9 protein-coding genes and 1 tRNA gene are annotated in these 14,073 nt (G+C 60.0%); 3 read left to right on the forward strand and 7 right to left on the reverse strand.

From position 1 onward, the window contains the following. The first annotated feature begins 362 nt into the window (after positions 1 to 362). Entirely contained in the window at positions 363 to 6,617 is a 6,255-nt protein-coding gene (locus IC231_RS06235) for an alpha-2-macroglobulin family protein (protein WP_190783651.1), read from the forward strand. A 165-nt stretch (positions 6,618 to 6,782) separates the two neighbouring features. Beyond that, complete coding sequence (locus tag IC231_RS06240) at positions 6,783 to 7,217, forward strand: hypothetical protein (protein ID WP_190783652.1); 435 nt, start codon at positions 6,783 to 6,785, stop codon at positions 7,215 to 7,217. A gap of 79 nt (positions 7,218 to 7,296) precedes the next feature. On the opposite strand, the gene IC231_RS06245 is transcribed toward IC231_RS06240, so the two are convergent. The 7 genes from IC231_RS06245 to IC231_RS06275 all read right to left on the reverse strand — a co-directional run bounded on the left by IC231_RS06245 (position 7,297) and on the right by IC231_RS06275 (position 11,881). After that, positions 7,297 to 7,668, reverse strand: coding sequence for a DoxX family protein (locus IC231_RS06245; RefSeq protein WP_190783653.1), 372 nt, complete (start codon positions 7,666 to 7,668; stop codon positions 7,297 to 7,299). A gap of 133 nt (positions 7,669 to 7,801) precedes the next feature. Then, on the reverse strand, positions 7,802 to 8,668 hold the full coding sequence (locus IC231_RS06250) for a hypothetical protein (protein WP_190783654.1): 867 nt from the start codon (positions 8,666 to 8,668) through the stop codon (positions 7,802 to 7,804). Positions 8,669 to 8,712: 44 nt separating this feature from the next. Beyond that, positions 8,713 to 9,039: a 2Fe-2S iron-sulfur cluster-binding protein gene (locus IC231_RS06255; protein ID WP_190783655.1), complete on the reverse strand. Its 327-nt coding sequence runs from the start codon at positions 9,037 to 9,039 to the stop codon at positions 8,713 to 8,715. Between the two features lie 85 nt (positions 9,040 to 9,124). Continuing rightward, positions 9,125 to 10,138, reverse strand: coding sequence for an NAD(P)/FAD-dependent oxidoreductase (locus IC231_RS06260; RefSeq protein WP_190783656.1), 1,014 nt, complete (start codon positions 10,136 to 10,138; stop codon positions 9,125 to 9,127). 143 nt (positions 10,139 to 10,281) lie between these two features. Next, entirely contained in the window at positions 10,282 to 10,695 is a 414-nt protein-coding gene (locus IC231_RS06265; RefSeq protein ID WP_190783657.1) for a hypothetical protein, read from the reverse strand. A 255-nt stretch (positions 10,696 to 10,950) separates the two neighbouring features. Next, positions 10,951 to 11,024: transfer RNA gene (locus IC231_RS06270), tRNA-Arg, on the reverse strand. A gap of 146 nt (positions 11,025 to 11,170) precedes the next feature. Then, complete coding sequence (locus IC231_RS06275) at positions 11,171 to 11,881, reverse strand: TVP38/TMEM64 family protein (RefSeq protein WP_190783658.1); 711 nt, start codon at positions 11,879 to 11,881, stop codon at positions 11,171 to 11,173. Positions 11,882 to 12,101: 220 nt separating this feature from the next. Here IC231_RS06275 and IC231_RS06280 point away from each other — a divergent pair, with 220 nt between their 5' ends. Beyond that, positions 12,102 to 13,295 (forward strand): cystathionine gamma-synthase, encoded by a 1,194-nt coding sequence (locus tag IC231_RS06280; protein WP_317173263.1) that lies wholly within the window; start codon positions 12,102 to 12,104, stop codon positions 13,293 to 13,295. The last annotated feature ends 778 nt before the right edge of the window (positions 13,296 to 14,073 follow it).

A 14,073-nucleotide genomic window follows, 5' to 3' on the forward strand; every position in this document is an offset into this window, starting at 1 on the left:
AGCCACCAGATCAGGAAGCAGAACGGCAGGCGCAAACCTGCAGATAAGTAGTAAGCATAGAGAGGTGGCCGGAGCCGGGCGCTACAGGGCGCGCTGATGACAGATAGAAGCGTAGAGTCTGATACCTAGAGTAGTATAGCGAATAGCGGGCACTACTTCGTGAGCAAAGCTAAGAGGAAGATTTCAAACTTGAGTAAGGGTGCTAAAGAAATAATGCAAGGTTTTTCTGGGACGGAAACGGCAAGAAACAGGCGGGTACGTGTGGAATCCGGGTGAGGAGTGCATCTGAATTTTACCAACTTGCCTTCTGCATTCGTTCTGAGCCCATGCGCCCTTTCCTGTTTAGCTTACTCGCCCTGCTGATGTTGTTCACTGCCGGTTCCTCGCAGCCCACTCCGCCCAGCAACGGTGGCAGCAGAGCCAACGCCGCCACCTGGAAGAAAATAGACCAGCTGCTGAACAAAGACCAGACTACTTCTGCCGCGAAGCTGCTGGAGCCGTTGTACCTGCAGGCCCGCCAGCGCCAGGATGCGCCCGAATATCTGCGCGCCCTGCTCTACAAGCTGCAGCTGTTGGAGGCCAAAGAGGAAGAGTCCGACGTGAAGGCCATTGCGCTGGTAGAAGCCGACCTGAAAACCGCGCAGTTCCCGGCCCGCCCAGTTCTGCACAGCCTGCTGGCCCAGCTCTACGCCAACTACTACGACCAGCACCGCTACCAGCTCTACGACCGTACCACCCAGGCTGCACCCGACTCTGCCGACGCCAGCCGCACCGATATCCGGACCTGGGATGCCGCCCGCCTGGGTAGCGCCGTGGTCAGCCACTACCGCGCCTCCCTGGCCGACGAGCCTCGGAAGCTGCTGCAGCTGAAACTGTCGGCCCTGGGCTACGCCGTAACGGGCGGTGACACCGAAGGGCGCGCCCTGCGCCCCACACTTTATGACCTGCTGGCCCACCGCGCCATCGATGGCCTCGGCAACGATGAATACTACGTAACGAAGCCTGCCGAGCAGTTTGGGTTGCGTGATGCAACACTGTTTGGCCCGGCTACCGACTTCGCCCGGCTGGCGCTGGCAGCGGTTGAATCTGATTCGCTCAATGGCCGGTTTCACGCGCTGCAGGTGTTGCAGCAGCTCACCCGCTTCCGCCTTGCCGATGCCGGTAACACCGCCGCGCTGGCTGATGTGGACCTCAAGCGCCTGCGCTTCGTGCACCAGCATGCGGAGTTGCCGAACAAGGATGAAGTCTACCGTGCCGCCCTGGCTCGTGCCGCCGAAGCCTACAAGGCGCTGCCAGTTTCTTCTCAGTTTCTGTACGAGCAGGCGGCCAGTATGCAGGAAGCGGATGCCGTGAAAGCCCGCGAGTTGGCGCTGGAAGCCGAAAAACGCTTCCCAAAGTCGCAAGGGGCGTTGCAGGCCAAGGCGCTGCGGCTGAGCATTGAGCGGGTTGAAGTCGGCTTCACAACCGAAGAAACGGTGCTGCCCGGCCAGCCGTGGCTGCTGAAGCTGCAGGTGCGCAACGTGGCCCGGCTCTACGCCAAAGCCTACCGGGTCAGCAACGCCTACAACGTCCGCCTGTCTGAGCCCGGCAGCGTTGAGGACGCGCGGAACTACAGCTTCCAGAAAACCTTCGCCCGCGCGCTGGCCAGCAAACCCGCCGCGGCCTGGACGCTGGACGTGCCCGCTCCGGCCGACTACAAAAGCCACTCCGTGCAGCACGCCGGCCCGGCGCTGCCGCTGGGGCACTACATCATCGTGGTGAGCACCACCGACGAAAACCCGACCAAAGAACGGACCGGTGTTACCACGGCGCGCTCTTTTCTGGATGTGAGCGAGCTGAGCCAGGTGCGGCGCAACTCCGCCGATGGCACCAGCCTGCTGGTGCTGCACCGGCAGAGCGGGCAGCCGCTGGCCGAGGTACGCGTGCGGCCCCTGTATCAATATTACGACCAGAAAGCCCGCCAGTACAAGCAGCGCCGTGGCGACGAGCTGACCACCAATGCCGAGGGCCAGGCGCAAATTGCGCCGGTCACGCAAACCGGCGAGAACACGCAGCTGAATGATATTTTCCTCACGCTGGGCCGCGACTCGCTGCTGATCGAAAACGTGGGCGGCTACTACCCCGGCCGCCCCCGCAACCCCGAAAACGAGCCGCCCCGCTTCAATCTTTTCCTGTTCACTGACCGAGCCATTTACCGGCCCGGACAGACAGTATATTTCAAAGGTATCCTGGCGGAAGTACTAGATGGAGTGGCACGGCCTTTCGCAAAGCACAGCATTTCGATAGACCTAAAGGGCGTGAACGGCCAGACGGTTAAATCCCTAGATTTTACCACCTCCGATTTCGGCTCTTTCCACGGCTCTTTCATTCTGCCAACTGGATTGCTGAACGGACAGATGTCGCTGCAGGCGGTGTATGGCAGCCAGGATTTTGCGGTGGAAGACTACAAGCGCCCCACGTTCCAGGTGACGTTTGAGCCCGTGGCGGGCACGCCCGTGCTGGGCCAAGAAGTAACCGTGCGCGGCAAAGCCGCCGCCTACGCCGGCCAGCCGATCGACGGAGCCACGGTACAGTACCGCGTGGTGCGCCGCATGTTCTGGCCCATGTTTGGGCGCGGCTACGGCGGCGACTACATGCCCGGTCCGCGCGGGGGCCAACCCGAAGTGGAAATCCTAAACGGCACCGCTCAAACCGATTCGGCGGGCGGCTTCGTGGTGAAGTTTGTGGCGAAAGGCGAGGAGCCAGGCCAGGCCAAGCGCGGCCCCTGGAACCCCGGCTACGTGTTCGAGGTAACGGCCGACGTGACCGACGCGGCCGGCGAAACCCGCACCGGCCAGCAGTCGGTCAGCCTCGGCACCAACGCCCTGAGTTTGCGCCTGGACGTGCCTGAGCAGCTGAACCGGGAAAAGCTACCCGCGCTGCAATTGCTCAGCACCAATGCCACCGGCGAGGCCCTGCCCGCCCAGGGCCAGCTGCGCCTCTACCGCCTCGCGCCGCCCGCCCGCGCCCTGCGTCCGCGCGCCTGGGAGCGGCCGGAGCTGGAAGGCCTGCGCCGCGAGGAGTTCAAGCGCCAGTTCCCGCTCGATGCCTACGCCCGCGACGACAACGACAGCACCTGGGCCCGCACACTGGTAGTTACTCAGGATTTCAACACCGAAAAAAGTCCGCTGCTACCCGAACTAGCCAAGGCCCTAGGCAGCCAGCAGCCCGGCCGCTACGTGCTAGAAGCCACCGCCACCAGCCCGGCTTCCACGCCGCCCGCCAAAACGGAGCAGGTATTCACGCTGTATTCGGCCACGGTTGCCGCGCTGCCCGTGCCCACGCCCGACTGGGTGGTGAACCTCCAGGACAGCGTAGCGCCGGGCCAGGCCGTGCGTTTTCTGGTGGGCAGCTCCGAAGCCGGGGCACGCCTGCTGCTGGAAGTGGAAGCCAAAGGCGAAACCCTGCGCCGCGAGTGGCTCACGCTGGCTGCCGGTGAGCAGCGCGTCATCGAAGTTCCGACCACGGCCGCGCTGGACGGCGCGCCGCTCTACGCCCACTTCACGCAGGTGCGCGACAACCGCCTGTACCTCCACAGCGCCACCGTGCAGGTAGCCACGCCGCCCGCGCCGCTCGTGCTCAGCATTGCCACCTTCCGCGACAAGCTGCAGCCCGGCCAGAAGGAAACCTGGCGCGTCACGATTCACAGCACCGCCGGCCAGCCTGCCAACGCCGAGCTGCTGGCCTCGCTCTACGATAAGTCGCTGGACACGTTCCGGCCGCATTCCTTCATGGAGCTGGAGTTTCCGAAGCCATACTACCAGCCCGTGTTGGCCTGGAACGGACGATTTGAGACCCAGGAAGCGAATGAGCTGTTTGATGGTAGTCCTGATATTAACACAGTGCGCAACGTCCTGTATCCTCATATAAATTCGTGGGGCTATTATGCAGTGGTCAGCAGCGACGATGAAATGGAAGAAATTCCGGACCAGAAAGAATTATCCGACAAAGTCGTAGTCACACGGACTGTGAGGGGGAATGCTGCCGTCATGGAAATGGCAGCCGCTCCGGCGCCTAAAATGTCAACGGTAAAATTCACGTCGCCTGTCATTAAGCGAGACGAAGAAGTGCAGGCAGGCTCTGCGGACAGCGCTAGCCCAACGCAAAAAAAGCCCGACCTCGCCGCCGTGCAGGCCCGCAAAGACTTCCGCGAAACGGCCTTCTGGCTGCCCGAGCTGCGTACCAATGCCCAGGGCGAAACCGTGCTGGAATTCCAGATGCCCGAAGCCGTAACGCGCTGGCAGCTGCTGGCCCTGGCCCACGACCAGCAGCTGCATTCCGGCCTGCTCCGCCGCGAGCTGGTGACGCAAAAGCAGCTGCAGGTGACGCCTAATGCCCCGCGCTTCTTCCGCGAAGGCGACCAGCTCACGTTCAGCGCCAAGCTCAGCAACCTCACCGAGGCACCGATGAGTGGCAGCGCCCAGCTGTTCCTGCTCGATGCGCGCACCCAACAGCCGCTGGAAAGCAAGCTGCTCATGAGTCCTGCCCAACTGAAATTCGACCTGAAAGCCAACCAGAGCAGCGCCGTGAGCTGGAGCCTGCAGATTCCGGAAACCGCCGAAGGCCAGGTGCCGCTCGAAGCCATAACCTACCGCGTGGTGGCCTCCGGAGAGTTGTCGGGCCAGGACAAGAAGGAGCAGCGCAAGCAGCGCCGCCAGAACAAATCAATAACCAGCAACCAGCAACTGACAACTGTACAGGACGGTGAGGAAAACACGCTGCCCGTGCTGCCCAACCGACTGCTTGTTACCGAGAGCCTGCCGCTTCCCGTGGTGGGCCCGGCCACCCGCGAGTTCGAGCTGCAGAAGCTGACCAGCACCACCTCGCCCACGCGCCGCAATTACTCGCTCACGCTGGAAATGACCCAGAACCCGGCCTGGTATGCCGTGCAGGCGCTGCCCTACCTGATGGAGTACCCGTACGAGTGCTCGGAGCAGGTGTTTAGCCGCCTCTACGCCAATCTGTTGGCTGTCAAAATCCTGCAGAGTAATCCGCAGTTGCGCACTACACTGGCTGAGTGGAAACGCGCCGCCGAGGCCGGAGACAAAGCCGCCCTCACGAGCAAGCTGGAGCAGAATCAGGAACTGAAAGCGTTGCTGCTGCAGGAAACGCCCTGGGTGCGCGACGCGCAGAGCGAAACCGAGCGGATGCGCCGCCTCGCCGAGCTGTTTGATGCGCCGCGCCTCCAAGCTGAAACCGCCCGCGCCCTCGCCAAGCTAGCCCAGATGCAGCAGCCCAACGGCGCTTTCCCGTGGTTTGAGCGCATGCCCGACGACCGGTATATCACCCAGCTCATCGTGACCGGTTTTGGCAAGCTGCAGAAGCTGGGCGCGCTGGATGTACAGCAAACCCCGCAGGCCCAGCAAATCGTCAACAACGCACTTAACTACCTCGACAGCCAGCTGCTGCGCGACTACAACGAGCTGCGCAAGCAGCCCAAGGTAGACCTGAAGCAGCAGCACGTGTCGGACATTCAGGTGCAGGCCCTGTACGCCCGCAGCTTCTGGCCGACAGAGGCAGTAGCAAAAGCCGCGCAACCGGCCCAGGCCTACTACCAGCAGCAGGCGGCTAGCTACTGGAAAGAGCAGACCCGCTACCTCCAGGCCCAGACGGCTCTGGCGCTACACCGCCAGAAAACGCAGCCCGTCGCCGTAAAAAACATCCTGACGGCACTTTTCGAAAACGCGCTGCACTCACCGGAGCTGGGCATGTACTGGAAGGAAGTGCGCGGCGGCTACTACTGGCGCGAGGCGCCCACCGAAACCCAGGCTACGCTCATCGAGGCGTTCGATGAAGTGCTCGGCGACCAGAAAGCCGTGGACGAAATGAAGCTGTGGCTGCTCAAGCAGAAGCAGACCCAGAACTGGGAAAGTACCCGCGCCACCGCCGATGCCTGCTATGCCCTGTTGCTGCGCGGCTCCAACTGGCTCCAGCCGACACAGCCTATCCGGGTGACGGTAGGAGGGAAGCCCTTAACGCCTGCTGCCCAGCAGGCCGGCACCGGCTATTTCAAAACCACCTGGCCCGCCGCCGAAATCCTGCCCGCTCAAGGCAAAGTCACGGTACAGAAAACCGATGCCGGCGTGGCCTGGGGGGCTTTGTACTGGCAGTATTTTGAGCAGTTGGATAAAATTACGCCCGCCGCTACCGGCCTGCAGCTGGAGCGCCAACTCTACCGCGAAGTGCGCACCACCGGCGGCCCCACGCTGGAACGCCTCACGGCTGCCGCTCCGCTGCGCGTGGGGGATGTGCTGGTAGTGCGCCTCGTGCTGCGCTCCGACCGGAACCTGGAATACGTGCACCTCAAAGACCAGCGCGCCGCCGGCCTGGAACTCATCGGCCAGACTTCCGGCTACCGCTACCAGAGCGGCCTGGGCTACTACGAAAGTCCCCGCGACGCCGCCACCAACTTTTTCATCAGCTACTTCCCCAAAGGCACGCACACCTTCGAGTACCGGCTGCGGGCCGCGCAGGCCGGCAACTTCTCGGGTGGCCTGTCGCAGCTGCAGTGCCTCTACGCCCCCGAGTTCACGACTCATTCGGCCGGTACACGGGTGCAGATTGCAGTGCAGCCGTGAGCCGGCTGCACTGAAGCTATATAGAAACCGGGTGCCGCTTTTTTGTCGACTAAATACTGCTCTGAGGTGACAGAAAGGGCTTTACGGCAAGCTCGATTGATTTTGGCGTTGAGTTTGCCGCCTGAGCATAGTAGCTTTGTGGTTCCTTTCAGCCTAAATGAAGTGATGAAGCGAATCATAATCATGTTTACCGGCCTGCTCCTGAGCAGTGCCTCCGTACTGGCCCAAGGCGACAAACCCACGACTTCTATTACTCCTACCACGCTGCCCGGTGAAGAAAAACTGTCGGCGCAGGAGCGTGCCGAGCGCGACTTTCTGATGCCCGCCCGCCGCAAGCAGGCTGCCGCGGTGAAGGCGGCTGCCCGTGAAGAGGCCGCCACCCAGACGGATACCGATGTCTCCGCTTACCACGCCGAAGCCGTAGCCGAGCCAAAGACCCCGGAAGCCGCCGCCAAAGCCAGCACCCCCACTGCCGCACCCCGGCACGTGACCTCACGCAGCCGCTACCGCTCTACCAGCACCAAAAAGAAAGTGGTGCATAAGTCGTCGGCCAGCGGCAAGCGCAAAACAGCCACCAAAAGCAGTTCGCGTCGGCGCTAGACTGCGCCAGTAACAGCTCCATAAAAAAGGCGTGACGACCAGGATGGTCGTCACGCCTTTTTTATGGAGCGGCCATTATCTACAGTGAAGTAGTGGCCGTTGGTCGGCGTAGCCAGAATACTAACAGCAGCAGCACCAGCAGTACAATAGCCGGAACGCCACCGGCCAGTCCGCCCGGAATTTTGGTAGCGTGCATCACCACGGCGCCCATCATGATAATGGCCAGGCCCAGTGCTGCCGGCCGCACGAAGCGCGGTATCAGCAGCCCGATACCGCCCAGCAATTCGCCGCCGGCCACTACGTAAGCCAGCGCGCCCGGTAGCCCCAGATTGCCGAACATGGCCACGGTAGCCGGCAAATCCATGAGTTTTCGGCCGCCCGATGCAATAAAGGCAAGGCCCAGTAAGATCTGCAGGATCCAGGCAATGATGTTGCGGGTAGAAGCTGTCATGCGAAAAGCGGGTTGGAAAAAGTGGAGGATGAATAGCGCGAAGCGCTGCACAATATGACTGATTCAGAGAATATTTTATACGGCCACCTCCGTCGGCTCTCAGGCAGTTGCTATATGTCGGCATTCTGCTGCTTTATTCGGTTTCCGGTGTGGTGTCCGGGTCAGCATCATCCGGGTTGAGGCTGTAGCGAGGGGTGGGGTTGCGGCGCATAGCTGCCTCCAAGCGACCCAGGCGCAGGCCGTATCCCAGCTGCACCGTGGCATAGGAGCCGCGGCTGAAGATAACAAGGCTGCCCTGCTGCACGGTGCCACTGTCATCAAAATACTCCAGTCGGGTTGAGGTAATTTGCGTGAGGACCGACAGGCCGCGCTGGTAGGTAGCCGTGAGCAGCAGCAGGTGGCGCAGTCCTAGCTCGTAGCGCAGTAGTAGTTCCGTGCCCACTGCAGCGGTGCCGGTCCGCTCAGTTTCGCGTACCAGCACCAGCGGAATGCCGGGCCGGGGCAGTTGGGCCGGGTTGCCGCCCCAGAGCGGGCCTTCGTAGGTGTAAGTGCCACCGCGGTAAGGCCGCGCGTATGAGCCGGTCAGGGCCAGGTCCAGCCCCCAGCGCGGCCCCGGCCGCCATATGTCGTAGAGGCGTATACTCAGCCCCGACTGATGGATGGTGGTATTGCCGATGCCGGAGCTGAACCCATTGCCGCGGGTGCCGTAGCGTGCGCTCTGGCTCAGGCCTGTTATGCGCTGCTCCAGACCTATGCCCAGCCGCCGGCTCAGCGGGACCACCAGGCGCAGCGCCGCTCCGGTGTTGAAGCTGCCCACCGTCCGGAACTGCCGGGTCAGGTTCTGCCACTCTATAGCCGGATGGGTAAGCGAAGCGCCGCCGCTGATGTTCAGCTCCACTTCGCGCTGCGCCAAGGCACTGCCGTTGGGGCCGAGCAACAAAAAACCGCAGCCCAGCAGGCTGCGGTTTACATAATCAGAGGAAAGAGTAGAAATAGCCATTGGTGGCCCAACGCCGGACACCGGCCACAAATTGCGGCGTGAGCCTACGTAGTCTGGGGCATCAGGCGCAGCACTAAGCCATCAAGGCGCTCAGTCAGGCGAATCTGGCAGGAAAGGCGGCTGCCCTGGCTCATCACCGGCAGGCTTTCCAGCATGGCCAGTTCGTCGTCGGAGGGCTCATCGAGGGCGGGGCCGGCCAGCACCTCGATGTGGCAGGTGCCGCACAGCGCCATGCCGCCGCATGTTGCCTGAATATCGTATTCGTTGGCCTTCAACAGCTCCATCAGGCTCAGGCCCATATCGGTAGGCCCCACAATTTCTCGCCGCTGGCCAGGAGCTTCCTCCACGTATACGCGTACGTCTTCGGTCATTAGTTAAGTGATTAGGTGATGACGTGATGAGGTGATGAGGAGTCGACATCCTGTCACCCCAATCACCTCATCCCCTCATTACTGGCTACAGCGTAGGTACGCCGTTTACGGTGGTGTATTTCAGCACGTATTTCTTGTCGGGGTTGATGTACTTGAAGGCTCCCTGGCACATCAGCGCCGCTTCGTGGAAACCGCACAGAATCAGCTTCAGCTTGCCCGGATACGTGTTGATGTCGCCGATGGCAAAAATGCCGGGCTCCGATGTGGAGTAGTCCAGCGTGTTCACCTTCACGGCGTTGTCTTCCAACTCCAAGCCCCAGTCCTCAATCGGTCCGAGCTTGGGCGTGAGGCCGAACAGCGGAATGAACGAGTCGACGGGCAGTTGCGCCGTCGTGCCATCATTGGCGGTGATGGTTACGGCATTGAGCTGCCCGTTGCCGTGCACGTGCGTCACGTTGCTGCTGAGCACAAGGTTTACCTTGCCGGCATCGTGCAGCTTCTTCACTTTCTCCGCCGAGTCGGCGGCACCGCGGAAGGTAGTGCCGCGGTGTACCAGCGTCACTTCCTTGGCTACATCGGCCAGGAAAATGGTCCAGTCAAGCGCCGAGTCGCCGCCGCCGGCAATGACGAGACGCTGGTCGCGGAAGGTTTCCGGGTCGCGCACCATGTAGTACACGCCCTTGCCACTCTCAAAGTTTTCCAGCTGCTCAATGGCCGGCTTACGGGGCTCAAAAGAACCCAGGCCACCTGCAATAGCAATGGTTTTGCACAGAATTTCGGTGCCATCGGACGTGAACAGCTGAAATGAGCCGTCCTCCAGCTTGGCAAACCGCTCTACCCGCTCACCCAAGGTAAAGGTGGGGTGGAAAGGCTCGATCTGGCGCATCAGGTTACGCACCAGGTCGCCGGCCAGAATATCAGGAAAGCCCGGAATGTCGTAGATGGGCTTTTTGGGGTAGATTTCCGAGAGCTGACCGCCCACCTGGGGCAGGGCATCTACCACATGGCAGCGGAGTTTTAGCAGTCCGGCTTCAAACACGGCAAACAGCCCCACCGGGCCGGCCCCGATGATGCAGATATCGGTGGAAATAGAATTCATCAGTGAAGGGTGAGTACAAACAAACGGTGGCTAAAGCCGTGAACACAACAGCCAACCAACCGAAAACGTTGGCCGGAGTTTATGTTGCCGCCGCAAAGATAGGCACACCGCTTCAACCCGGCGCGGCATGTTTCGTCACCGGTTTATTGTTCGCACGCGACCCGCATGCGGAAGTGCGCCAGAAACGCTTCGGCTTCCTGCAACTCAGTAAACTGATGCGTGGGCAGGGATACTTTCCGGCGAAGCATCTGGGTAAGCCGGAGCATAGAGGGCTGTGGCGAGTGGACTTCGACCACCATGCCTACTTCTGCTGCCTGAAGCATCTCCCGCGACGCCTGAAACAAAGGCAGTACCCTCAGATTTGGCCCCAGGGTGCGGCGCAGGTCACAGAGCAGGGTAAAGCCGGGCTTCACCAGCTTCAGGGCCCGGGCAATATCAGACAGGTAGTGGGGCAGGTCGGGAGCCAGGGTCAGTTCCTCCAGCCGCTCATAGGTTAGGTGATTGCGCTCCTCATCCAGATAAATTCGGTACTCAGGACGGTAGGCAATCAACGGCATAAACAGGGCAACAGGTGGCTGGCAGATCGGAGGCTCGATCCAACAAACAGCGAAAAGCAGAAAAAGGTCCTTACGAATGTCGGGCTTGCTGAAAAATACAACCAACTGGTCCCGAAGCTTGTGGCCGGGCAAAGCAGCTTCTTGTGCGAGTATGTAGCGTGGCAAACACACCACTCAGCCATCATTACGCACTGCGCATTACTCAGACAGATATTATAAAAAAAGCCCCTTAGCAAGTAGCTAAGGGGCTTTTCGTGGTCGTGTAAGGAGTCGAACCTTAAACCTTCTGATTCGTAGTCAGATGCTCTATCCAATTGAGCTACACAACCGTTTTTGTTACCATTTCACGGAGCGTTTTTCCGTTTTGGTTGTGCAAAGATAGCAGCTAAAAATTTGGTCGTGCAAGCATCGTCCTGCTTTTTCCGGCTAAAATTTCAGTGAAAGCCTGCAAGGTGCTGAATTTCAGGCAAAATTTTTACGCTTTGGGAATGCCTTTGCGTAGAGCGCGCTGCATGGCCCGGCTGAACAGGTAATACAACCCGAAAAACGAAACCACCACCAGCACTATAACCAGTATTTTGCCCACAGTGCCGGTACCAGGGTCGCGCAGCAGCAGCACAATGTCCTGCGCTTTGGTGCCCAGCCAGTAAAAAAAGAGGCTTCGGGGCAGCATGCCCACCACGGAGGCCAGCAGAAAGTGTCGCCGGTTTACGCCCATTACGGCCAGGATAAAGGTCATGAGGGCGAAGGGCGTGACCGGCGAAATGCGCAGCAGGAAGACCAGTTGCCAGCTGTCGGCCTTCATTTCGCGCATCACGGCATCGGCCTTTGGGAAGTGCCGCAGGAAAGTCAGCATTTTGCCGTGGTCGAGACTGGAGGCAATCTGGTAGCCAATGAGGGCCGCCAGCGTGTAGGCTACCAGCATGCCCGGGAAACCTGGCCAGCCAAAGTAGAAGCCAGTAATGAGTACCGCCAACGTGGTGTGCATCAGAGAAAAGGCCATTGCCAGCCCAATCACCAGAAAGTATACTATGCCCTGCAGCAGCGTTGGGTTCTGCAACAGATCCTGATTGTTGTAAAGAATGAACCCGAGGGAAGAGCTGCCTACAAACGGCAGACCGGCCAGCAGAATCATGGAAAGCAGCGTAGAGGCATTTTTGTGAAAAAGCTCCCGGAGAAAGGTCATAAGCGGCGGCAAAGCAAACGGGCCGGCGTGAAGGCGCCGGCCCGAAAGGTAGAACGTAAGAACGGGTTGGAAGGCTGCATACCAGTTGCTGATTGGCCACCCACCCGGCTGCCAGGCTCCCAGCTTGGCCGTGAAATAAACACCGGTGCAACGCTGGCGGCTACGTCGGGAGACGTTGGCGTAGAAGACATTTGGTGATGCCGACTGAAGCTGACCGCACATACTTACCTTTGCTGCTTCCCGATTAGAGCACTCAACTTCCAAGTCCCACACGATGAAATTCGGAACCAAGGCCATTCATGCCGGCGTGCACCCGGACCCTACTACCGGGGCCATCATGACGCCCATCTACCAGACCTCGACCTACGTGCAACGCTCCCCCGGCGACCACAAAGGCTTTGAGTATTCGCGCACGCACAATCCTACCCGCTCGCAGCTGCAGGATGCGCTGGCGGCCCTCGACGGCGGCAAGCACGGCCTAGCCTTTGCCAGTGGAATGGCCGCCATCGACTGCATCGTGAAGCTGCTGCAGCCCGGCGACGAAGTCATCAGCACCAACGACCTGTATGGCGGCTCGTACCGTCTGTTCACGAAGGTGTATGCCACCTACGGCATCAGGTTTCACTTTGTGCCGATGCACGACATGGCCGCCGTGGAAGCTGCCGTGACGGAGCGCACCAAGCTGATTTGGGTGGAAACGCCGACCAACCCGTTGCTTAACGTCATCGACATTGCGGCAGCCTCGGCCGTGGCCAAGAAGGCCGGCGCGCTGCTGGTGGTGGACAACACCTTCGCCACGCCTTACCTGCAGACGCCGCTGGAGCTGGGTGCCGATATGGTGATGTACTCGCTGACCAAGTACATGGGCGGCCACTCCGATACGGTGATGGGCGCCGTGGTGGTAAATGACGACGAGCTGCATGAGCGGCTGAGCTTTTTCCAGAATGCCTGCGGCGGCACTCCCGGCCCTCAGGACTGCTTCCTGGTGTTGCGCGGCCTCAAAACCCTGCACGTACGCATGCAGCGCCACTGCGAAAACGGCCGCGCCATTGCCGAATACCTCAAGGCCCACCCCAAGGTGGAGAAAGTGTACTGGCCCGGTTTCCAGGACCACCCCAACCACGCCGTGGCTGCTAAGCAGATGCGCGACTTCGGCGGCATGATTTCCTTCGTACTCAAAGGCGACCGGAAAGAAGATGCCATTGCCGTGCTGGAGAAATTCCAGCTGTTTTCGCTGGCTGAAAGCCTGGGCGGCGTTGAGAGCCTCTCGGGCCACCCCGCCACCATGACGCACGCCAGCATTCCGGCCGAAGAGCGCCGCAAAGCCGGCCTCTCCGACTCGCTGATTCGTTTGAGCGTAGGCATTGAGGATGCGGAGGACCTGATTGAGGATCTGAAGCAAGCTATTGGGTAAGCTGCTAGGATGCCCATTGAAGCACTTAGATAAGAGCAACCTTTCTCTGTTGGTCTCCTAACTAATCCGATTGAGAAGCTATTGTAGCGCAAAAGCGGCCCCAACTATCTTACTAGATTGTCGGGGCCGCTTTTGTATGATACCAGTGGCTGGGAAGCAGCCTTGGGCGACTTGAAGAGAAAGGCGTAGTAAGGTGCCAGAGGTCAGATTATCACATTATTATGTGTAGCTGTCTGAACTGTAAAACATATAATTGTTATAGTTATTGATGGAATATTTATTGTAAATTCCGTTGCTTCTTCAAGTTGGTACTGCTGCGCCAGCTTTAGATGGTTGAAGCACCGGCAGACCAAGGCTGCCACGTCCGCTGCGCGTGTTCTCTGGCAAGAACATCTACCGTTTTAGTGTGTCTGTTTCATTTTCCGGGACAACAAACCCTTGCTGTATCAGCTGCTGAACAGGTGCAGGCACTGCCCTGATTTCCTTCGTGCAAGCCCACCATTTTACCGAGTCTCGTTGCTTTGCGCGGCATTCTGACGGCCCCGCGTTTCTGCCTTGATGAGGCAGTGATACCCCATTCTCTTCTTCTCCGCATCATGCTGTGTACCTCTGCCAACGGTGGGGGCAGGTGGCTTACACCCTTTTTCATTTCTCAGTCAGATGAAAAATCTTTGCTCTTTTTTGCTGCTTTTGCTGCTTGCCTGTATACAATCCAACCTGGCCTGCGCACAGGCTCCTCCCAGTGGGTTTACTTCAACGGTCGTTTCGAGCCAATGGA

The sequence above is a fragment of the Hymenobacter duratus genome (genome assembly GCF_014698995.1).
Taxonomy (GTDB): Bacteria; Bacteroidota; Bacteroidia; order Cytophagales; family Hymenobacteraceae; genus Hymenobacter; species Hymenobacter duratus.